The sequence below is a fragment of the Paraburkholderia sp. UYCP14C genome, from assembly GCF_004197395.1.
GTDB lineage: Bacteria > Pseudomonadota > Gammaproteobacteria > Burkholderiales > Burkholderiaceae > Paraburkholderia.
Genome location: NZ_SELS01000017.1, coordinates 142,460 through 163,033, shown reverse-complemented (window position 1 = coordinate 163,033; position 20,574 = coordinate 142,460). Strand labels below are relative to the sequence as shown.

Genomic DNA, 20,574 nt, shown 5'->3' with positions numbered 1-20,574 from the left:
CACACCCTGTGCCCATCGGACTGTCCCCGCTGCCAAAACCATTGCTATCCATAATCGACGACTTTGCATAATCGGCCTTATGCAAAGCTTTCCATAAGGCCGAAGACGAGCCCAAAGATGAAGGCTCGCGATGGCCGTTCCACTTTGATACCTGTCGTTGGAACGGCGACGATCCGACCGTCTGCGATGGGTCGGCTACGGCCAATCGCGTTGAGTGAAATGCTACAAATTTGGCGCGAAAGTAGGCGAGTCGCACGAACTCTGACGCAACCGCCCGGGCACCTGTCAAGCGACTGCACGCAAGTCGTTGATTTTCAGCGTGGACCGTTGCGATTACTCTGGCGCCCTACGTCTTCCGCAGGGCGCCGAGTAAGTGCGATCGGCGCCACAGTATTGCGACTGGGCGACGGAGCCTAGCTTGTGCGACTGCGGCTCTTCCTGAGTCCGAACACGGTGCCACCACATTCGGGCCATTCTGGCCCAGACCAATTCCGCCAATCGTACTGAAGCGGCAGCATTCGCAATCCGTGACGGTCCGACAAAAAGATGAGGAACGTGACATCTCTGGAAGCGGCAAAGAGGTGTGCTGGTTCGAGCCCAAATCTGCTGGAGGAACTCAGTACAGAGCGGGCCGCTGCTTGCGCCGGACGCCGCCCTGCCCCTGCGCCAGTTGGTGCGCCTGGTCAATCTTGCGTGCGGTCTGAGTGAGCTCCGTGCTCGCCTTCGTATTCAATTCGAAGATGAACTTGCCCTTGTCGATATCGGCGAAATCGATCATGACGATGTTGGGCATGAAGACCTTCAGCGCGATACCGTTCGCGTAGTCGGTCGACGCGATGTAGGTCGGCAGCCGCGATTCGATCGCCTCGCCGAAGCCGTCCATCCACAGCTCTGTGAGCAGGGTCGGACGGTTATCCGGCCCCCACATGGTCGCGTTGCGCTCACGGATGCTCCGCTTCAGGCCGGTAGTCGTCCAGTACATCATCCCCATCACCTCGGGGTCGGAGTTGCGGGCGCCGATCCGCATCAGCTTACCTTGCGTCTCGATGTTGGACGCGATCTTGCCCATGTCGCTGTCGCCATTGAACGCGTCCGTGCCGCCCTTGCCGACGTATTGCAGGCCGTCGTAGCCGCTGTTGTAGCCGGTGCCGTCCGCAAGACGCTTGCAACCCCAGATCCCGGTCGACGAAATGTAGCACTGGCCGCCGACTTCGTCGATGCCCTTCTCGGTGAAGAGCACGACGACGTGCTTCATCAGTTGGTCGAGCGTCTTCTCGTTGAGGCTGCCCGTGCCCGTAAAGAGAGCGCCGCCGAGCTCCCTCACGCAGATCTCGGCGATGATGGTCCAGTTCGTGCATTTGTCGAACTTCAGGAGCAGGAATTCGCTGGTGTTGTATTTGACGAACTCCTTCGCCTGTTCCAGCATGTTCACGAGCCGCATGCCGAACCCGCCTTCCAGCGGCAGCTTGGTCGTCGTGACGTCGGCCTTTCTCCCGGCCAGGTCGAAGATGATCTTGTCCTTCTTCTCCTTCTGGCGCATCACCTTCGGGTCGGCATGGAAGGCCTTCAGCATCACGGGCGAGGAAGACATAGTCGAACTCTTGGTTGCCGCGATCCGCAGGTCGAATAGGCGCACACCGGCCTGTGCCTGCGCAAAGATGTCGAGGTTCTGGGTCTGGACGTTGGCGTTGCCGCTCGTGATGCCCGCGTCGTGGCTGCCAGCGAAGACGATGTCGCAGAGCCGTTTGCCGCCGCCCAGCTCGTAGTAAGTGATCATGGCCGTTGTACCTCCGATAGAGAGAGTGCGTGTTGCATGCAAACCGAACGCTCATCGCATGCATAAGCGAACGGGCAATCCTGTTCGCGTTGGAGGCTTCGATCGGGTTCCAAGCCTCGCTGACATCTACAAAGACGGGATACGTAGGCGAGCGCATGTGTCGCGATCCAACCGACAGCGCCAGCCGGAGAGATGGGTCCGACCCATCGGCCGTTGCGCGCACGTCTGTCTACCAATTCACACGGGCCGCCATTAAAAATACCAAAATGTTCAATGGGTTGCGTGATGGCTTATCGCGGCGCCACCGTTTGGCACGCACTTTGCCTCGATCCTCGTCTGGGAGTGGCGACACCCTCAATACAAGCTCTGACACGCCTGACTGACTAATTTACCCTTGGAGAATCGAAATGAACATGCTGGTAATCAAGACCTCCCGGTAGCCGTTGAGATGGATCGTGCTGCAATGACCGCCGTCAGCGGCGGCAGGGTGCCGCAGCGGATCATGAACATCATCCAGGCCGCTCGACTACGGCCAATCGCATCCAGCGAAGTGCTGCAACCTTGGCGCGCAAGTAGACCAGTCGCACGATCTCTGACGCGGCCGCCCGGCCACCTTTGGCGCGACTGCACGTTAGTTTGTTGATTTTCAGGCTTCACCGTTGCACTTACGCTGGTGCCCTATGTCTTCTTCGCCGTAGGGCGCCAGAGTATGCGCGACTGGCGTAGGGCGCCAGAGTAATTGCGACTGGCGCCGCAGTTGTGCGACTGTGTGACAAAGTAGCGACTGGCCTAACCGCCCGGTTAAGCCTCTGTGTCGCTCGGTAGACGTCGCCAACCGAGTCGACGCTGCGTTGACAACCGGTTCGACTGGAACCGGCCACCAGCTACCGTTCGGGAATGCGGGGGACTTGCCATTGGATTGGCTGCTTTACATCCGGAACCTGACGGACCTGCTACGCACACAATTCGGCCGAGGAAGTCGTTCGGGCTGGAACCAGAGCGGGTCCCAGCGAATGGCGGCTTCGGGAAGATCGAATATCGACGCGACGAATAGTGTGCATTTCAAAAGGACTCGTCCAAACGATCGTGGCCATGCTTCAAGTTTGATGCGACAAGAAGTACTCAGGCTGGTCATAGTAGTAGCGGGATGCGTTGGGCGATATTCGTCAACGTTGATCCCTGCTTGAGCGCCTGGTCACTGCGGGCAAACAGATACCCCGTGCGTAGCACTTTGTCCTGCGTGCCGGGCCTGGGATAGCCTGTCGTAATCAGCCCTTTGTAACCCTTCGCCGCTTCGAAGATCTCTCTCCCACTGCGCGGATCGTCGGCTTCGAGAGCGATCGGTGAATTTGCATATTGCTTGAGATGCTGGGCGTGCGAGTGCTTTGTGGTTGCGGTGTAGACAGGTCTACTGTCGGACGGGACGACGTACTGTTTGCGCTTGTATCGCTCCTGGAGAATCCCCCCAAGAAATTTGGCCTTCGCGAAGATGAAAGCGTTGGCCATGGTGGGGCTTCTGGCGGTCTTCGATCTGCATTCGGTGTGCCAGTCGGAGTCAGGCGGCGTGGGAAAACAGTCCACGACGAAATCCCATATATACGCTTTTCGTTTGTTGTTGAAGCTCTCGCCTTCGTAAAAGTAGTTACAGGCTTTGCTGTAAAGTTCCGGCGCCTCGTTGTACATAAACGTATAGATAACCAGCCACTGGATGATGTGGGTGAATTCCCCATGACCACTTGCAACCATGTCCTTCCACATCAACTTGCGCTGAACGATCCTGGCGAAATCTGGCGGATGCGTGAAGCCGGACATCACCAGATTGCCGCCCGTGCTCCATCCCAGTGAATTGGCGGCGGCGTTGAGCAATCGACTTGTCACGTTGAAAGTCTTCTTTGTGACGTTGGAGCTTTCATCGCTGGGGAGCACGCCGAAGGCGCGCTCGTCCATGGCGGCCGAATAGATTTTCTCTAACCACACATCCACGACGGCGAGCCCCTTTTCGAAATACTCGCTGGACAAGTACGCTGCAATCTTGGCGTACTTCAACGCTGTGTCGCGGTCTACGTTGAAAGTTGTCTGGAGGAACTTCCCGACTTCGCCCTCTTCCTCAAGCGTGATCTCTGCCATTTTTTTTGCCCCCGAATGGGTCAGCCCGGCCGCGACTACAGTCCATGGGTCAAGCTTAGGTCATACGATCGGCGTTGCAAGTCAGTCAGAATATTGTGCTTTATAGACTAGCTATACATGCGGTGCATGCGGCGTCACCTGTCGATCCGTACGGCAAGGCGTGGCGCGCCAAACAGCTGTAGGGGCTATGGCCGAACTCTGCTCCTTCAGACGCGTGGCTGGATGACTGTAACGCCCCGGACAGGCGGAACACGAACGTGCGACCAGCCTCGGCGCGTTGGCGGGCGACGCCGGGGCGGGAGGCTTGAGGATCATTGAGCGACGCTGGAGAAATCCGGTCAATGAGGTAGCACGCGCATCAGAAACTCCTTTGCGCGCTCAGATTGCGGATCCTCAAAGAAGGCGTCTTTGCAGGCATCCTCGACTATGAGACCCTTGTCCATGAAGAGCACGCGGTGCGCGACTTTCTTCGCGAAGCCCATCTCGTGCGTGACACACATCATCGTCATTCCTTCCTGGGCGAGTTCGACCATCACATCGAGGACCTCGTTGATCATCTCAGGGTCGAGCGCGGACGTTGGCTCATCGAACAGCATGGCGATGGGATCCATCGATAGCGCCCGCGCAATCGCCACACGTTGCTGCTGGCCACCTGACAGCTGCCCGGGATATTTGTCTGCATGGGCCCGAAGACCAACCCGGTCGAGTAGCGCCATGCCTTTTTCGGTTGCGGTGTCACGATTGCGGCCGAGCACCTTGATCTGGGCAAGCGTCACGTTTTGCGTTATGGACAGATGCGGAAACAGCTCGAAATGCTGGAACACCATCCCGACTCTCGAGCGGAGTTTCGAGAGGTTTGTTTGCTTGTCCCCAACAGATTGACCACCTACGACAATCTCACCACGCTGGAACGGTTCGAGGCCATTTACGGTTTTGATGAGCGTCGATTTGCCGGACCCGGACGGGCCGCATACGACGACAACTTCGCCCTTGGTCACTTCGGTCGAGCAGGCGGTTAGAACCTGAAACGCTCCATACCACTTCGACACATCTTTCAGTTCAATCATCTGGCTATCCTTTGAATCTTCTAACGCCGCTACGGTTTCGTTAGCGCACGTGGGCCTGAGCGAGTCGTACTTCGATGTGACGTTGCATCCACGACATCGCGGTGCTGAGAAGCCAGTAGATCGCAGCTGCAGCCAGATACAGAGGTAACGGCTGGAACGTGGACGCAATCACTTCCTGTGCAGCACGCAGCATTTCGGTCACCGTGATCACGGACACCAGCGACGTATCCTTGATCAGGCTGATCAGGGTATTGCCAAGGCTCGGCACGGCCATTCTCAAGGCTTGGGGGCAAATGACATACCGCAGGGTCTGCAGGTTGGTGAGGCCCAGGCTATGTGCCGCGCTCCACTGGCCCCGGCCGACTCCGAGAATCGCGCCACGCATGCTTTCCGATAGATACGCGCCGGCATTGGCCGTCAACGCGAGAATGCCGGCGCTTGTCGGATCGAGCGAAATACCGAGATCGGGCAATCCGTAATAGACGACGAAAATTTGCACGAGCAGCGGCGTGCCCCGCATGAGGCTGACGTAAGCGCGTGCGATGCCCGTGATGAAGGGCTGGCCACTGATCCCCATGATCGCAACGATGAGGCCGACAAACAGGCCGAGCACCGCCGAGGCCAGCGCAAACTTCAGGGTCACCGTTGCCCCGAGAAGAAGGACGGGTAGCGCTTGAATAACAAGGTCGATTGGTGTCATGAGATGGTCCACGGCGCGGACGCGTCGCCCTGGCTGCAACCAGGGCGCCACGAAATATGAAGATGTTGAACGCTTACTGGGTGACGGGCTGTGTCACATCAGAGCCGAACCAGTGCATTGAGATCTGTTTCAGCGTACCGTCCTGCTTCATCGCGTTCAATGCGTCGTTGATCGCCTTCTCGAACTCGGGGTTGCCCTTGCGGAACGGAATACCCATTTCCTGCTCGGCACCCTTCACCACATCGCCGGCCCGCAGCGGAAGTTTCGAATTCTTGATGATGTACGGCAGCATCAGTCGATCGTCGAGCGTCGCGTCGATTCGTCCTGCCGACAGATCGCGCAGCTTCTCCGGGGCGCCAGGGTAGGTCTGTACGTTGATGCCTGAAATGGCACGAGCCATCTGGTCATAGTTCGTACCGAGCGTCACACCGAGCTTCTTATCGCCACTGAACTCGCTCAGCGAGTTGAACTGGCGCTTGTCGTCGACCCGCTGGATCAGTTGCGCGGCCGAAAAGGTATAGGGCTGGCTGAAATCGAGCGCCTGCTTGCGCTGCGCCGTGATGGTGACCTGGTTGACGATCACGTCGAACTTGCCGGCCTGCAGCCCGGCAAGAATGCCGCTCCACTCGGTCGGAACGAATTGCGGTTTGACGCCAAGCCTGGACGCAACGGCCTTCGCAACGTCCACATCAAAGCCTTCGAGTTCTCCCGCGGAATTCTTGTAATCGAATGGCGGATAGGTTCCTTCCAGACCGACGCGCAGCACGCCGCTCGATTTGACGGTTTCGAGCAGATCCTGGGCGTGAGCGCTCGCGCTCACAAAACTGAACGCAGTCGCGATGACCGCACCACGCACCAACACACCAACCGTGTTCATCATCCTCATTGTCGTCTCCTTGATTTTAAAGTGCTTGCTCTACTTGCAAATGGAGAACGCGAAATGCCGTCTCCAGGTCTTCAATCAAATCCTCTTTCGCTTCCAGTCCTATGTGCAGCCGGAAGGCGAAACCCTCATAGGGCCAGTGACTGCCGGGCCGCTCGTGGCTGGGATCGAACGGCATCACGAGGCTCTCGTATCCACCCCAGGAGAAGCCGAGCCCGAACAGTTGCAGGCTGTCGATGAATGACCGGAACGCCTCGCGACCGAAGATCGGCTTCAGGACGACGCTGAAAAGGCCGGATGCGCCCGTGTAGTCGCGCTTCCAGATCTCGTGCCCCGGCGTTCCCGGTAGCGCGGGATGCAGCACGCGCTCCACCTCCGGGCGATCGGCTAGCCACTTCGCGATACTCACGCCATGACGGAAATGCCGCTCGAGACGAACGGCCATCGTACGAAGGCCGCGTTGAGCGAGATAGACGTCATCCGCACCCGCATGAAGTCCCGCTGCGAACACATACTCGCGCACCGAGCCCCACGCCGCCTTGTTCGCCGTGATCACGCCCATCGTTGCGTCCGAATGGCCAACGATGTACTTCGTGGCCGCATGCACCGAGACGTCGACACCATGCTCGAATGGTTTGAAGAACAGCGGCGTCGCCCACGTGTTGTCCATCACGACCTTCGCGCCCCGTCTGCGGGCTTGCGCGCAGATCCCCGGGACATCCTGTACTTCGAACGACTGCGAACCGGGCGACTCCAGGAACACTACCGTTGTATTGGGCCTGAACAATTCGCCAATACCGGGCCCGATCGTCGGATCGTAATAGGTCACCGCGACGCCGCAGCGCTTGAGAACCGTATCGGCAAAGTGTCGCGTCGGGCCGTACACGCTATCGCAGATCAAGATGTGGTCGCCTGTCTTGACGAACGCCATGATTGCGCTCGTGCAGGCCGCGAGACCCGACGAGACCAGCAACGAACGGTGTCCGCCTTCCAGCCGGGCCAGCATCTCCTGCAAAGCAAATGTCGTCGGCGTGCCTTTGCGGCCATACCACAGTTCCTGGCCCTCAGGCGTCGACATCGCCTTCGCTCGCGCCTCCATGTCCTCCATATTGCGGAAGACGATCGTCGATGCCCGGTAGACCGGCGGATTCACCACTCCGCCAAATGTGTCCGGATCGTAAACCCCGTGAAGCAAAAATGTTTCTGAGTGCATGTTTGTCCATTGGCGGACACCTCGCGGCAGCCGGCCGATATTTGTCGATCTTTGAGACCTGTGGAGTGGGAGGACGTTGTTGCACCTACATCGATGCAGCGACGATCCGTAGCGGCGCGCTACAGTGGCTCACGCCGGTTGTGACTTTGGATGTCGCTTAGGTGCCGACGCGTTGTCTTTTTCTGGCTGTGACCATGCGCTCATGGAGCGCGGTCACAACGTTGCTCCCGGTTTTCACGAACAGAAACGGAAACAGCGCATGCATGATCAGCGCGAGCGACGCGATAAACATTGGAATTCCGAACGAGAACGCTACCCTCATATGCTGGAGGTACGTCTCGTCGACCGAGTTGGGGTGTGCGCGAAATAGCCGCAGCAGATGGTTCATGCATGAAACCTCGTTCTCTTGTTATCGGGGAGCGCGGCGCACTGCACATTGGCCCGTGCGACGCGCCCCGCCTTGCATGTCAGAGATCTTACGGAAGCGCCGGGAGAATTTTTTTTCAAAAAAAGTAGCGTTTATCCCTAAACACGAGGAACATTTTTCTACAGATAGAATGCACGGCGATAAATAGATACCCCAACAAACTTCGGGTGTCATTGCTCGCTGGCAACACCGGGGCGGACCGTACATTATTTGCTCGACCGCGCAAGCCGCCGCAACGCGCTCGAGCGTAGATGGAGGATACTTGCGTAGCAGCAAGCCAATGCATCCAGCCAGGATTCTGCACATGAAGACACTTTCTCTACTGACTCTTTGCGCTGCGTTGTTCTCGTTCGGCAGCGCGGCGTACGCGCAAGTCGACCAATCGGAGCCGCAGCTTCTGATCAAGACCGCAACGCAACAGATACTCGACGAGGTGCGCACCCGAGCGATCGCGCCTGACGATATTTCCCGCATCATGGATATCGTCAACCGGGACATTCTTCCCTACACCGATTTTCGCCGCACCACGTCTCTGGCGATGGGCCGTTACTGGCGGACGACTACGCCCGCGCAGCAGCAGCAACTGGTCGAACAGTTCAAGATGCTCCTGATCTACACCTATTCGGGTGCTATCGGTCAGCTCCGTCCAGACCAACGGATCGACTACCCGCCGATACACATCGCTCAAACCGATACGGACGTGGTGGTGCGCACGATTGCAACCAGGAACGGCGAACCAGCAGAGATCGACTACCGGCTGTACAGCACGCCGCAGGGCTGGCGGTTGTATGACCTGAATGTGCTCGGCATCTGGCTAATCCAGACATATCGGCAGCAGTTCAGTGACAAGATCAAGGAAAGCGGCGTTGACGGTTTGATCCAGTTTCTCGCCGAGCGCAACCAGCAGCTCGCTTCAGGCAAGCAGTAAGGACCGCTGGCTATGACGGCGGCGGACGCTTCCAGCAGAATGTCGGTCGCGCAATGGACGTTTCGCGGACGTGGCCGAAAGTGGCTTGAGCGGCGCCGGCGAGAATACGGAGCCGACGGAAATTCCCTGGGGCTGTGAAGAGTCTGGATGCGGCCAAATGGGGCCATTAGCCTGCGCTCTCACCCGGACATTAGAATGTCGGCTCGCCCCCGGCAACGGACCGTAGCTAGCCGATGCTCGAACACTAAGGCGAATAGGGTGCCATCGAGCGCGACGTCGCACGGCGGTGCATCGAAGACAACGTGATCAATCTGCTTGACATCGAGGCGTTCTGTCAGCACCTCGTGCACGGCGTGATCCTGCTCGCGGCGGTGCTGCTCGATCGGTTAAAAAAATCGCGGTGTACGCGATTCATCAATACGGAAAGTGAATGGCAACTTCAATCGAAAAATCTTCTGGACAAGCACGTTACGCGAGCTATCCCAGCCTGGTCGACCGGGTCGTGCTCATCACGGGCGGCGCGAGTGGCATTGGCGCTTCGTTCGTCGAGCACTTCGTTGCGCAAGGCGCACGTGTGGGCTTTCTCGACATCGACATGAACGCGGGCACAGCTCTTGCCAAATCGCTCGGTGACGCGCGCCATCAACCGCTCTTCGTCGCCTGCGACGTCACCGACATTCCCGCGTTGCACGCGGCCATCGCGGAGGTGCGGGCTGCATTCGGACCGATCGAGGTGCTCGTGAACAACGCGGCGAACGATCGCCGCCACGCGCTCGCCGAAGTTACGCCCGAGTCGTTCGATGCGGGCGTTGCAGTCAATGTGCGGCATCAGTTGTTCGCAGCGCAGGCCGTGGTCGAGGATATGAAGGCCGCACGCGCGGGGTCGATCATTAATCTCGGCTCGCATTGCTGGATGCTCAAGAGCAGCCAGTTCCCGGTTTACGCGATGAGCAAGGCGGCCGTACAGGGCCTGACGCGCGGGTTCGCCAAGGACCTCGGCGCGTATGGGATCCGCGTGAACACGCTCGTGCCGGGCTGGGTGTTGACCGAGAAACAGCGCAACCTGTGGCTCACCGACGAAGGCCGCGAAGAGATACGGCGCGGCCAGTGTATCGACGAGGAACTGGAGCCCGGCGATCTCGCGCGCATGGCGCTCTTTCTCGCGGCCGACGACAGCCGCATGATCACGTCGGAGGATGTGATGGTGACGGGTGGCTGGTCTTAAGGCCGATTCTCGCCCGGCGGTTTCGCCCATTCTCGTCTGACTTCGATTCCGTGAACGTCGGCTGGCGACAACTTGCTCGATGAGCCATCGTCGCGAGGTATTGCGCAGAGCAATGGCCGCTCCAGTGTTGGAAAATGCCCGCATCCTTCGAGCGACTCAGATCGAGCATGTGGCACCAGCTTGGCGAATTGGCCAACGGCGCCGCGTTGGCACGACAGCCGGGTATACTCGATGCTGACAAGCAGAAAACATTTTCTACGCGTTGACCACTTGTGATGACTATGCTGCCAATTGCCGACCGATGGTTCGAACTGAAACGTATCAGCGATGAAATCACCCTCCTGTGGGAGCCTCATGTCGTGCCGCTTATGCGTTGCAATATCTGGCACGTCCGGGGCCGCGACCGCGACCTGATGATTGACACCGGGATGGGCATTGCCAGTCTGCGTGACGCCGCCCGGCATCTGCTGCAGAAGAAAGTGACCGCGGTCGCGACACATACGCATTCAGATCATATCGGTGGACATCACGAGTTCGAGCACACGCTCGTCCACGAGTTGGAGGCGGACAACCTGCGCTCGCCGCGCGAGCGTGGAACTCTGCTGGCATCGGTATTAGGTGACGCCGCGATTCGTCGATACCATCGATTTGGCTATCCGTTCGACGGTGATCTGATTACAGCGCTTCCCCATGCCGGTTACCAGATGTCCGATTACCAGGTGCGAGCTGCAACCGTTGAGGAAATCGTTCGCGAAGGAAATATTGTCGATCTTGGTAACCGGCATTTCGAGGTCCTGCACCTGCCGGGCCATTCACCGGGCAGCATCGGCCTATGGGAACCTGGCACCGGCACGTTGTTCTCCGGGGATGCCATATACGATGGCCCGCTGCTAGACGAGATTGGCGGAGCCGACATCCCGACCTATGTGCGCACAATGAAGCGTTTGCGCGAATTGCCCGTGCAGGTCGTCCATGCGGGACACGACGCGAGCTTCGGACGAGAACGACTGGTCGCGCTGGTCGACGCCTATCTAGCGAAACGCGCGTGATTGCTATCGGAAAATCGCGTCGTGTGGCGATCAACCATCGGTCAGTGACCGGGCCATCTACGGCCATTGGGCGGGACCTGCGCCCGTAGGCTACGAACAAGTCAGCCAATCGGCTGGACGACAACCGCAATATGTTTGAGTCCGTGAATGCGCTCGCGCTCAATAATGAATATCAGTAGGCGTTGAAAGCCACCGTGCGCCAGCCGATGGTCTGCACGCGTTGCGACAGGATGGGCGAGCTCACGTACTTGGCGTCGAAGAAGAAGTGGCCAAGGATGTCTTGCAGCGATTTCGTGCTGGCCGCATGGATGCCGAGCCACTCGGTCTGGATGACGAGCCAATATCCCTCGAGTTCGGACGACGGGGCGTTCTTCTTCAATCGCTTGCGCGCCTCGTCGGGCAAGCTGTCGTAGGCGACGTTCGCCCTTTTGCTAGCGAGCTCGCTCTTGCCGGCTGTCGTGAGCTTGCGGTTGGAGTGCTCGCGATAAGCCTGATCGCGGTAGATGGGCTTGTTATTCCGCGTAGGGTCCTCGCCGATCTTCTCGAGTTCAGCGCGCAGCGAGGCCTTGGACTCGACGAGCCCGTTGAGTTTCTGCAAGCAGGTACGGATCTTCTCGGGCTGCCACGTGAGGCCGACGTCGTCGAAGAAGATGAGCATTCGCGCCACCTGGTGGCAGATCGAGACAAAGGCTGCACAGGTGATGCCGCGGTTTTCGCTGAGCGGCGCGTTGTCGATCGCGCGCAGCGTCCATTTGAGCAGCCGCACGAGCGCCGGGAACTCGAACGGAATTTGGCCGAAGTCTGTCGTGCGCACCATGCCCGTGAAACGGCTCGCGTGGGGGCTCTCGACGAGGAGCTGCAAGCGCTGGAAGTCCGCCGACGAAGGGTAGCTGCCGTAGGGTGTGCGCTTGACGGTTTGCGCGAACATCTGCGCGATTTCGGCCGTGCGGGAGCGCAGCACGTTGTCCGTCGGATGGGCGTGCAGGTATCCGCCGGCGCCCTTGTCATCCGCGTAGGTCGCGACGTCCGCGATCTCCAGCTGCTGCGCGCCCGCGTGAACGTAGCTCCGGCCGAGGCCGCCGCGCGGCTCGAGGAACACCGTGACGTGGATCGGCTGCCGGGTGGTGGGCGGGTAGCGCGTAAACACCAGGTCGCCCGTCACGAAAGTGTTGATGCTGTCCGTCAGCTTGCTCATGCTGCCCCTCCACTGCCTGAATAATGTGGTGGTCAGATAAATGTGAAAAAACGATAGGTTCTTGAGTTGTAGTGGTCAAGGCATTTCGAACACGACGATAGATTTTTTGCTGGGATCGCCATCACGCGTCATTCGATGCCAGCCCTAAGGCGCCGTTCGAATGTCCCATCGACCTTCGAAAGCGGCCGCCCAAGGTTCAATTCGCCACGTGTGAGCCCCCTTAGGTGCCCACAAAGATGGCGTGTCACGCCACTCCTCCCGGCCTGCGTAGACGCTCGCCGAGAAAGTCGACGAATGTTCTGAGCTTGACCGAAAGCTGGTTGCGCTCCAGATAGATCGCGTGGATATTGGCATCCGGCAAGGCCCAGTCCGGCAGCAATGGCACGAGTTCGCCGCGCGCGAGATGGCCTTCGATCTCCCACTGCGAGCGCACCACGATCCCGCGACCTTCGAGCGCCCACTGAAGCACGACGCTGCCGTCGTTGCTGGCCAACGCGCCATCGACCTTGACCGTCTCCGTGCGCTTGCCGCGAGAAAAATGCCATGTGCCATAGGCCGACTCGTTCTCGCGCAACACAATGCATGCATGCCGTGTCAGGTCGTGCGGCACCGAAGGCTGACCGTGCCGCGCCACGTAGTCGGGCGACGCGCAGACCCATCGCCTGTTCTCGAGCAGCAGCCGCGCGTTGATGCGCGCATCCGGCACCTCGCCGAAGCGAATGCCGAGATCGAAGCCCTCGTCCTGCAGATTCATCGGCCGCTCCGTCAGATGCAGCAGGATTTTTATCGCGGGATAGCGCGCGACGAACTCCGACACCGCCGGCGCAATGCGCGCCCGACCGAACCCGAACGACGCATTCACGCGCAGCAAGCCGGTCGGCTCGCCGCGGCTTTGCGTGACGAGATGCTCCAGTTCCGACAACTCGTCCAGAATGCGCGAGCCGTTCGACAAATAGAGCTCGCCCTCCGGCGTGAGGTTCAGACGCCGCGTCGTGCGGTTCATCAATCGCACGCCGAGGCGCCGTTCCAGTTGCGCAAGCCGCTTACTGACCGCGGGCGGCGTCACGCCCAGTTCGCGCGCGGCAGCCGCGAGATTCCGGTGCCGCGCCACAAGCGCGAACAGATTCAGGTCCGAGAAACCATCCATTTCAATGCTCCACAGGGTTCGCCGATTCATTCCTATGGGTTACGACCGGAATGCTTTTTAGGAAACCAAATCGTGCGATTCATCAATTAGACTCGAATCACGATCAGGAGACAACCATGTTTGAAGGCTTCAGGAACGTATCGGCGACCCTCGACGATGTACGCATTCACGCCATTCAGGGCGGGCGCGGCCCCGCGCTTTTACTCTTGCACGGGCATCCGCAAACGCACGTCATCTGGCACAAGGTTGCGCCGGCGCTAGCCGGGCATTTCACGGTGATCGCGGCCGACTTGCGCGGCTATGGCGACAGCGGCAAGCCGCCGGGCGCCGCCGATCATGCGAACTATGCGAAGCGCCGCATGGCGCTCGATCAGGTCGAACTGATGCGTGGTCTCGGCCACGAGACCTTCGCGGTGATCGGTCACGATCGCGGTGGGCGGGTCGCGGCGCGCATGGCGCTCGATCATCCGGAAGCGGTGACGCGCCTCGTCACGCTCGATGTCGCGCCCACGCTCGCGATGTACGAACAGACCTCGTTCGATTTCGCGCGCGCCTATTGGCACTGGTTCATGCTGGTGCGCCCCGCGCCGTTCCCGGAGACGCTGATCCGCGCCGACCCCGATCTCTATCTGAAGCAGACCATCGGCGCGCGCAGCGCCGGCCTCGCGCCGTTCACGCCGGCGGCTTACGCGGAATATCTGCGCTGCCTCTGCGATCCCGACACGGCGCATGGCATCTGCGAGGACTATCGCGCGAGCGTGACGATCGACCTCGAACACGACCGCGCGACGCTCGCTTCGCGGCAGCAGATCGATTGTCCGTTCATGGCGTTGTGGGGCGCGCAGGGCGTGATCGAACAATGCTTCGATCCGCTTGCCGAGTGGCGTGCGTACGCGCCGGACGTGCAGGGCGAGGCGCTGCCTTGCGGTCACTACATTCCCGAAGAAGCGCCGGAGCAACTGCTCGAACGCGTGCTGCCTTTCTTAAGCGAGTAATCCCATGTCCGAACGAACCCTTTACCAGAAACTCGTCGATTCGCACACGGTGTCGCGTATCGATGAACAGAACGTGCTGCTGTACGTCGATCTGCATCTGATGAACGAGTACACCAGCCCACAAGCGTTCAGCGCGCTCGCTGCGCGCGGCCGCGCGGTGCGCCGTGCACGCCAGCAACTCGCCGTCGTGAGCCACATCATTCCCACGCATGCGGAGTCGCCGCGCGTGATTCGCGACGCAGCGTCGCTGTTGCAGGCGCAAAACCTGGCGCGTAACTGCGAACGCGCCGGCATCCGGCTCTTTGCCGCGAACGATCCGCTGCAGGGCATCGAGCATATCGTCGCGCCGGAACTCGGGCTGATTCGTCCCGGCATGGTCGTGCTGTGCGGAGACAGCCATACCACCACGTACGGCGCGCTCGGCGCATTGGGCTTCGGCATCGGCACGTCGGAAGTCGAGCACGTGCTCGCGACCCAAACGCTCGTCTACCGGCTCGCGCGGACCATGCGCATCACGATCGATGGTTCGCTTCCGTACGGCACGTCGTCGAAGGACGTCGTCATCTGGATCATCAGCCAGATCGGTGCGCAAGGCGCGCGCGGTTATGCCGTGGAATTCGCCGGTTCGACAATCGGATCGCTTTCTGCCGAGGCGCGCATGACCTTGTGCAACATGACCGTCGAAGCCGGCGCGCGCGCCGCGCTGATCGCTCCGGACGAGACCTCCTTCGAATACGTGCGCGCCCACACGCCTTCGCTCGACGATACGGCATGGCAAGCCGCGCTCGAAGACTGGCGCGACCTGCATTCCGACGCCGATGCGTGTTTCGATGCAGAGCATCGCTTCGACGCGGGCGACATTGCGCCGTTCGTCACCTGGGGCACGAGCCCCGATCAGGCCGTGGCCATCAATCAGCCGATTCCCGCCGAGGCCGCGCAATCGACGCCCGAGGCCGCCGCATCGCTGCGCCGCGCGCTGGACTACATGGGACTCACCGCCGATCGGCCGATCGCCGGCACGCGCATCGACCGCGTGTTCATCGGCTCGTGCACCAACGGACGCATCGAAGACTTGCGCACCGTCGCCGGCATCGTGCGCGGCAAGCGCGTTGCGCCCGACGTGCGCGCGATGGTCGTGCCGGGTTCGGGGAGCGTGCGCCGGGCGGCCGAACAGGAAGGCATCGCGCAGACGCTGATCGATGCGGGCTTCGAATGGCGCGAGCCGGGCTGCTCGATGTGTCTCGCGATGAACGACGACGTGCTGGGAGTCGGCGAACGATGCGCGTCCACCACCAATCGCAACTTCGAAGGCCGTCAGGGACGCGGCGGCCGCACACACCTGATGAGTCCGGCGATGGCGGCGGCCGCCGCGGTTACCGGCTGCATCACCGATGTCCGCACGCTGGAGGCACATACATCATGACCCGACTCACGACCATTCAAGGCTACGCCGTGCCGCTGCCGATCGACAACCTCGACACCGACCAGATCATGCCGAAGCAGTTTCTGCGCATCATCGACAAAGCGGGTCTCGCCGACGGTCTGCTGTACGACCTGCGCTTCGACGGGCGAGGTGCGCCTCGCGCGGACTGCGCGCTCAACCAGAGCGCTTACGCGAACGCGCGCATCCTGATCGGCGGCGCGAACTTCGGCTGCGGATCGAGCCGTGAGCATGCGGTGTGGGGCTTGCAGCAATACGGTTTTCAGGCGGTGATCGCGCCGAGCTTCGCGGAGATCTTCTACTCCAACGCGATGAATAACCGCCTGCTGCTCGTGCAACTGGAGCGCGACGCGATCGATGCGCTGACGCAGGAGGCCATTGCAACGCCCGGCACATCGATCTCGATCGATCTCGAACAACAGACGGTGAGGTCCGTGTCGGGTAAACGGTACGCCTATCCGATGGGCGCGCGCCACAAGCGCATGGTGATCGAAGGCATGGATACCGTCGATCTGACGCTCGACTCTCTCGCCGCGATCGAAGCATTCGAACGCTCGCACTTTGCGCGCAATCCCTGGGCGCAAGTGATGTAAGCGCACATCCGCCGCGCGCGGCGGCGGTTTCCCTGTTCTAGTCAGGCCCTGATTCCCTTCCGCTCGAAGAAGGGACGGGCATCCCTTTGCCTCGAAAAAAGGAGGAGACACATGCAACGCAAACCGTTCTATACGATTCTGTATGTCCAGGTCCTGGCGGCCATCATCGCCGGCGTGCTGCTCGGCCACTTCGCACCGCAAGCCGCGGTTGCGTTAAAGCCGCTCGGCGATCTGTTCATCAAGCTCGTGCGGATGATCATCGGGCCGGTGATTTTCTGCACGGTCGTGACCGGCATCGCGGGAATGCAGGACATGAAGAAGGTCGGTCGCGTCGGCGGCAAGGCGCTGCTCTATTTCGAAGCGGCATCCACGCTCGCGCTGGCGATCGGTTTGCTTGCCGCGCACGTGATCGCACCAGGCAAAGGTTTCAATGTCGATCCGTCGACGCTCGACGCGCGCGCCGTTTCGGGCTATGCGGCGCAGGCGGCGCATAGCGACGGCATCGCCGGATTCATCGCTCATGTGATACCCGAGACGTTTGCTGGCGCCCTGGTTCAGGGCGATATCCTGCCCGTGCTGCTGATCGCGATGCTGTTCGGCACGGCACTGGCGCTGATGGGCGAGTCCGCCGCGTCCGTCACGAATCTGATCGAGACCTTGTCCAAAGCGTTCTTTCGCATCGTCCGGATGGTCACGAGTCTCGCGCCGATCGGCGCCTTCGGGGCGATGGCCTTCACAATTGGCCGTTACGGGATCGTCTCGTTGCTGCCGATGCTGAAGCTGATCGGCGCGTTCTATCTCACCGCGTTTCTGTTCGTAGTTGTCGTGCTCGGCATCGTCGCGCGTCTGTGCGGGTTTAGTCTCTGGCGTTTCCTTGCTTATATCCGCGCCGAATTGCTGATCGTGCTAGGTACATCGACGTCCGAGGCGGCGTTGCCGCAACTGATGGACAAGCTCGAACGCCTGGGTTGCCCGCGCGGCGTGGTGGGGCTCGTCGTGCCGACCGGTTACTCGTTCAATCTCGATGGCACTAACATCTACATGACGCTCGCCGTGCTGTTTCTCGCACAGGCGACCAATACCCATTTGTCGTTTGCGCAGCAACTCACGCTATTGCTCGTCACGATGCTGACCTCGAAGGGATCGACGGGCGTGACGGGCGCGGGCTTCATCACGCTCGCTGCGAGCCTGTCCGTGGTGCCGACCGTTCCGGTCAGCGCGATGGTGCTGATCCTCGGCATCGATCGCTTCATGTCCGAATGCAGGGCGTTGACCAATATCGTGGGCAATGGCGTGGCGACGATCGTAGTATCGGCGTGGGAAGGCGAGCTCGATCGAACGAAGCTCGCGATGGCGTTGGGCAATGAGGAGCAGGTCCGAGGGGATTCGCGGTCCCCGGGCATGCGCGAAAAGGCCGCTATTGATCGCGAACGGTCTTTTACGAATGATTTGATCCGGTAACCGCTTCGGGTCGACAACTACCGATCGCATCGGACAGCAGCCGGCCATGAAGTGACACTCAACGTCGATTCGCGACCCATCGATAGTCGCCGCTCATAACCCCTTCCGACCTGCACCCGCACTCCGCTTGCGCGTACCTCGCCCCGGATCGAGCAGGTTCGAACTGAAATCGCAACACTCGGCAGCGAGCCGCGCAATGTCCGCGTTGAGCGAATGCGACTGGTCCGCCCGGTGCATCGCGACGTAGGAGACGGGGGGCAGCGCGGGTCGAGTCTGAACGATCCTGAGCGCTCCGCACGTGACCATATGGCTTAAGCACGACCTGGGCAGGTAGCTCACACCCAGGCCCGACAGGGTCAGTCCAATCTGCGCAATCAGGCTGTTACTCGCGAGAATTCTTTGCATGCTGACCCCATGCTCCTGCAGAAAGCGCGCATAGATGAAGCCCGTTCCGGACAGGCCGCCCTGCAGGATCAACGGGAACCGGGCAATGTCGGCGAGAGCAATGTCGGCCTTGCCGCTAACCAGGGCGGGGGCACACATCCAGGCGTTGTCGACTTCGCCGACCCTCGTCGCCGCGAAGGATTCCGTGCCGTGAATTTGCGGAACGATGATGATATCGATCGTGTCGGCCGCAAGCCGCTCGCGCAGCGTCGCGTTCAAATCCACTTCAGCTTCGACGATTACCTTCGGATACGCCGCCTGGATCGCGGTAATCAGGCGCGGCAACCACGTCAGCGCCGTCAGTTCGGTCACGCCGATCCGGATCTGCCGCACCAGCGCTTCCTTCGAAATGATCTGTTCGACGATCTGGTCGCGCCGCTCGAGCAGTTCCTTCGCGTAGCCGAAGAATTCTTCCCCCTTCCCCGTCAACCTCGCGCTGCGGTGCACCCGGTCGAACACGGTCAGGTCGAACGCGCGTTCGAGTTCCTGGATCCGCTTCGATACCGCTGACTGCGTGGTGTTGAGTTTGGTTGCCGCTGCCTCGAACGATCCCAACTTAACGATCCAGTAGAGCGCTTCCATCTGCTTGAACGTCAGCATCGCGGCGCAACGCACGTTTTCATCACGTCGATCGCGACATCGACGGGCGCGAGCGCCTGTTCTTCGACAACGCGGGCGGATCGTTCCGTCTGAAGGCGGCCGTCGACGCTTACTCGCGGATCGATGCGTTGCCGGACTGCCCGGAGCGCATCCACGAACGCGCACGCTATCTTCAGGACGTTCAGGCGCGCGGCGAGTCGGACATCCGCACGATGCTGAACACGCGCGATGGCAGCATCTATATGTCACTGACGGCATCGGCGGCCATGTTCGACATGGTGCGCGCGATCATGGAAAACGTGCCGGGCACGAACGCGGTGACGACGATCCTCGAGCACCCGTCTTCCTTCGATGCGATGACCTACTACGCCCAACGCACGGACAAAGCGCTGCGCGTTGCCCCGAGCAACCCCGAGACGGGGGGCGTGGACGTGGATGAGATCGTGGCGCTGATCGACGCGGACACGGCGTTGCTCAGTGTGATGTATGCGTCGAACATTTCCGGCGCGAAGTTCGACATAGAAACGCTCGTCGAGCGGGCGCGTGCGAAGAAGCCGGGCCTTTTCATCATCGTGGACGCGGTCCAGCACGCTCCGCATGGTGTGATCGATCTGCAGAAAACGCCGGTCGACGGCATCAATTTCGCACCCTACAAGTTTTTTGGCTGCCGCGGCTCGGGCGTCGCGTGGCTGTCGCCGCGCGCGGCGATGCTGCCGCATCACCGGCTCGCCGCCAAGCAGCAGGCCGCGTGGGAACTCGGCAGCCCGGCGCCTGCGCAATTCGCGGTAGTGAGTGAGATCGTCGATTACGTCACGTGGATCGGTGGCCATTTCAGCGACGCCACTGATCGCCGCGAGCTGTTCGTGCAAGGGATGCATCGAATCGAACTGCATGAGCGCGCACTGCTGCACGCGCTGCTCGATGGTCACGGCGCGCAGCGCGGTCTCAGGCAGATGGTTGGCGTCGACGTGTTCTGGGACCATCCCGATCTGACCAGGCGCGACCTGATCATCGGCGTCGGCTTCGCGAATCTGCACCCGACCGATGCCGTGCGCGAATATGAGCGGCGAGGCGTGATCGTGTACGAGCGCGTAGCGTCGAGCTTGTACTCGGGGCGGATGCTGGATTCATTCAGTCTGCCGGGCGCGGTGCGGATCTCTCCCCTTCACTGCCATGCGCCCGGGGACGTCGAGCGCTTTTTGGCGGTTACCGAAGAACTCACGGCAATCTAAGGGAAATCAGGAAGCGTACCGCGTGCAAGGCGCCGTGCGACCAGGCGGACCGACTACGCTTTCCGAAATC

17 protein-coding genes and 1 pseudogene are annotated in these 20,574 nt (G+C 60.6%); 8 read left to right on the top strand and 10 right to left on the bottom strand.

Annotation, left to right across the window (positions count from 1 at the left end):
* Positions 1-616 precede the first annotated feature (616 nt).
* The 7 genes from EVC45_RS18070 to EVC45_RS18040 all read right to left on the bottom strand — a co-directional run bounded on the left by EVC45_RS18070 (position 617) and on the right by EVC45_RS18040 (position 8,155).
* Positions 617-1,777, bottom strand: coding sequence for a hypothetical protein (locus EVC45_RS18070; RefSeq protein ID WP_129959297.1), 1,161 nt, complete (start codon positions 1,775-1,777; stop codon positions 617-619).
* Between the two features lie 1,131 nt (positions 1,778-2,908).
* Positions 2,909-3,904: a LirA/MavJ family T4SS effector gene (locus tag EVC45_RS18065; RefSeq protein ID WP_129959296.1), complete on the bottom strand. Its 996-nt coding sequence runs from the start codon at positions 3,902-3,904 to the stop codon at positions 2,909-2,911.
* A 338-nt stretch (positions 3,905-4,242) separates the two neighbouring features.
* Positions 4,243-4,971: an amino acid ABC transporter ATP-binding protein gene (locus tag EVC45_RS18060; protein WP_129959295.1), complete on the bottom strand. Its 729-nt coding sequence runs from the start codon at positions 4,969-4,971 to the stop codon at positions 4,243-4,245.
* A 40-nt stretch (positions 4,972-5,011) separates the two neighbouring features.
* Positions 5,012-5,671: an amino acid ABC transporter permease gene (locus EVC45_RS18055; protein ID WP_129959294.1), complete on the bottom strand. Its 660-nt coding sequence runs from the start codon at positions 5,669-5,671 to the stop codon at positions 5,012-5,014.
* Positions 5,672-5,744: 73 nt separating this feature from the next.
* Positions 5,745-6,557 carry a transporter substrate-binding domain-containing protein gene (locus EVC45_RS18050; protein ID WP_373683030.1) on the bottom strand — a complete coding sequence of 271 codons (813 nt, stop codon included), beginning with the start codon at positions 6,555-6,557 and terminating at the stop codon, positions 5,745-5,747.
* Positions 6,558-6,573: 16 nt separating this feature from the next.
* Positions 6,574-7,767, bottom strand: coding sequence for a cystathionine beta-lyase (gene metC / locus EVC45_RS18045; protein ID WP_129959293.1), 1,194 nt, complete (start codon positions 7,765-7,767; stop codon positions 6,574-6,576).
* 157 nt (positions 7,768-7,924) lie between these two features.
* Entirely contained in the window at positions 7,925-8,155 is a 231-nt protein-coding gene (locus EVC45_RS18040) for a DUF6356 family protein (RefSeq protein WP_129959292.1), read from the bottom strand.
* 343 nt (positions 8,156-8,498) lie between these two features.
* On the opposite strand from EVC45_RS18040, the gene EVC45_RS18035 reads away from it, so the two are divergent.
* From EVC45_RS18035 to EVC45_RS18020, 3 genes are all read left to right on the top strand, one after another.
* Entirely contained in the window at positions 8,499-9,122 is a 624-nt protein-coding gene (locus EVC45_RS18035; protein ID WP_129959291.1) for a phospholipid-binding protein MlaC, read from the top strand.
* Positions 9,123-9,552: 430 nt separating this feature from the next.
* Positions 9,553-10,347: an SDR family NAD(P)-dependent oxidoreductase gene (locus EVC45_RS18025; protein ID WP_129959290.1), complete on the top strand. Its 795-nt coding sequence runs from the start codon at positions 9,553-9,555 to the stop codon at positions 10,345-10,347.
* A gap of 281 nt (positions 10,348-10,628) precedes the next feature.
* Positions 10,629-11,396 carry an MBL fold metallo-hydrolase gene (locus tag EVC45_RS18020; RefSeq protein WP_129959289.1) on the top strand — a complete coding sequence of 256 codons (768 nt, stop codon included), beginning with the start codon at positions 10,629-10,631 and terminating at the stop codon, positions 11,394-11,396.
* Between the two features lie 172 nt (positions 11,397-11,568).
* On the opposite strand, the gene EVC45_RS18015 is transcribed toward EVC45_RS18020, so the two are convergent.
* A complete protein-coding gene (locus EVC45_RS18015) occupies positions 11,569-12,591 on the bottom strand; it encodes a hypothetical protein (RefSeq protein ID WP_129959288.1) in 1,023 nt (340 codons plus the stop codon).
* A 244-nt stretch (positions 12,592-12,835) separates the two neighbouring features.
* Positions 12,836-13,738: a LysR family transcriptional regulator gene (locus EVC45_RS18010; protein WP_129959287.1), complete on the bottom strand. Its 903-nt coding sequence runs from the start codon at positions 13,736-13,738 to the stop codon at positions 12,836-12,838.
* A gap of 116 nt (positions 13,739-13,854) precedes the next feature.
* On the opposite strand from EVC45_RS18010, the gene EVC45_RS18005 reads away from it, so the two are divergent.
* The 4 genes from EVC45_RS18005 to EVC45_RS17990 all read left to right on the top strand — a co-directional run bounded on the left by EVC45_RS18005 (position 13,855) and on the right by EVC45_RS17990 (position 18,228).
* Positions 13,855-14,733 carry an alpha/beta fold hydrolase gene (locus EVC45_RS18005; RefSeq protein ID WP_129959286.1) on the top strand — a complete coding sequence of 293 codons (879 nt, stop codon included), beginning with the start codon at positions 13,855-13,857 and terminating at the stop codon, positions 14,731-14,733.
* Between the two features lie 4 nt (positions 14,734-14,737).
* Positions 14,738-16,156, top strand: coding sequence for a 3-isopropylmalate dehydratase large subunit (gene leuC, locus EVC45_RS18000; protein WP_129959285.1), 1,419 nt, complete (start codon positions 14,738-14,740; stop codon positions 16,154-16,156).
* Positions 16,153-16,767 (top strand): 3-isopropylmalate dehydratase small subunit, encoded by a 615-nt coding sequence (leuD, locus tag EVC45_RS17995; protein WP_129959284.1) that lies wholly within the window; start codon positions 16,153-16,155, stop codon positions 16,765-16,767. The genes leuC and leuD overlap by 4 nt, the downstream gene beginning before the upstream one ends.
* A gap of 111 nt (positions 16,768-16,878) precedes the next feature.
* Positions 16,879-18,228 (top strand): dicarboxylate/amino acid:cation symporter, encoded by a 1,350-nt coding sequence (locus tag EVC45_RS17990; protein WP_129959283.1) that lies wholly within the window; start codon positions 16,879-16,881, stop codon positions 18,226-18,228.
* A 93-nt stretch (positions 18,229-18,321) separates the two neighbouring features.
* Here the strand turns inward: EVC45_RS17990 and EVC45_RS17985 are convergent, their stop codons facing one another.
* Complete coding sequence (locus EVC45_RS17985) at positions 18,322-19,272, bottom strand: LysR family transcriptional regulator (protein WP_129959282.1); 951 nt, start codon at positions 19,270-19,272, stop codon at positions 18,322-18,324.
* Positions 19,273-19,283: 11 nt separating this feature from the next.
* Here EVC45_RS17985 and EVC45_RS17980 point away from each other — a divergent pair.
* Positions 19,284-20,504, top strand: a pseudogene (locus tag EVC45_RS17980) (aminotransferase class V-fold PLP-dependent enzyme); the annotation flags it as partial.
* Between the last annotated feature and the right edge of the window lie 70 nt (positions 20,505-20,574).

What these genes read in the sequence shown, in the direction of transcription:
- EVC45_RS18070 (WP_129959297.1), bottom strand. Translation starts at nt 1,777, where the DNA reads ATGATCACTTACTACGAGCTGGGCGGCGGCAAACGGCTCTGCGACATC.
- EVC45_RS18065 (WP_129959296.1), bottom strand. Translation starts at nt 3,904, where the DNA reads ATGGCAGAGATCACGCTTGAGGAAGAGGGCGAAGTCGGGAAGTTCCTC.
- EVC45_RS18060 (WP_129959295.1), bottom strand. Translation starts at nt 4,971, where the DNA reads ATGATTGAACTGAAAGATGTGTCGAAGTGGTATGGAGCGTTTCAGGTT.
- EVC45_RS18055 (WP_129959294.1), bottom strand. Translation starts at nt 5,671, where the DNA reads ATGACACCAATCGACCTTGTTATTCAAGCGCTACCCGTCCTTCTTCTC.
- EVC45_RS18050 (WP_373683030.1), bottom strand. Translation starts at nt 6,557, where the DNA reads ATGAGGATGATGAACACGGTTGGTGTGTTGGTGCGTGGTGCGGTCATC.
- metC (WP_129959293.1), bottom strand. Translation starts at nt 7,767, where the DNA reads ATGCACTCAGAAACATTTTTGCTTCACGGGGTTTACGATCCGGACACA.
- EVC45_RS18040 (WP_129959292.1), bottom strand. Translation starts at nt 8,155, where the DNA reads ATGAACCATCTGCTGCGGCTATTTCGCGCACACCCCAACTCGGTCGAC.
- EVC45_RS18035 (WP_129959291.1), top strand. Translation starts at nt 8,499, where the DNA reads ATGAAGACACTTTCTCTACTGACTCTTTGCGCTGCGTTGTTCTCGTTC.
- EVC45_RS18025 (WP_129959290.1), top strand. Translation starts at nt 9,553, where the DNA reads ATGGCAACTTCAATCGAAAAATCTTCTGGACAAGCACGTTACGCGAGC.
- EVC45_RS18020 (WP_129959289.1), top strand. Translation starts at nt 10,629, where the DNA reads ATGCTGCCAATTGCCGACCGATGGTTCGAACTGAAACGTATCAGCGAT.
- EVC45_RS18015 (WP_129959288.1), bottom strand. Translation starts at nt 12,591, where the DNA reads ATGAGCAAGCTGACGGACAGCATCAACACTTTCGTGACGGGCGACCTG.
- EVC45_RS18010 (WP_129959287.1), bottom strand. Translation starts at nt 13,738, where the DNA reads ATGGATGGTTTCTCGGACCTGAATCTGTTCGCGCTTGTGGCGCGGCAC.
- EVC45_RS18005 (WP_129959286.1), top strand. Translation starts at nt 13,855, where the DNA reads ATGTTTGAAGGCTTCAGGAACGTATCGGCGACCCTCGACGATGTACGC.
- leuC (WP_129959285.1), top strand. Translation starts at nt 14,738, where the DNA reads ATGTCCGAACGAACCCTTTACCAGAAACTCGTCGATTCGCACACGGTG.
- leuD (WP_129959284.1), top strand. Translation starts at nt 16,153, where the DNA reads ATGACCCGACTCACGACCATTCAAGGCTACGCCGTGCCGCTGCCGATC.
- EVC45_RS17990 (WP_129959283.1), top strand. Translation starts at nt 16,879, where the DNA reads ATGCAACGCAAACCGTTCTATACGATTCTGTATGTCCAGGTCCTGGCG.
- EVC45_RS17985 (WP_129959282.1), bottom strand. Translation starts at nt 19,272, where the DNA reads ATGCTGACGTTCAAGCAGATGGAAGCGCTCTACTGGATCGTTAAGTTG.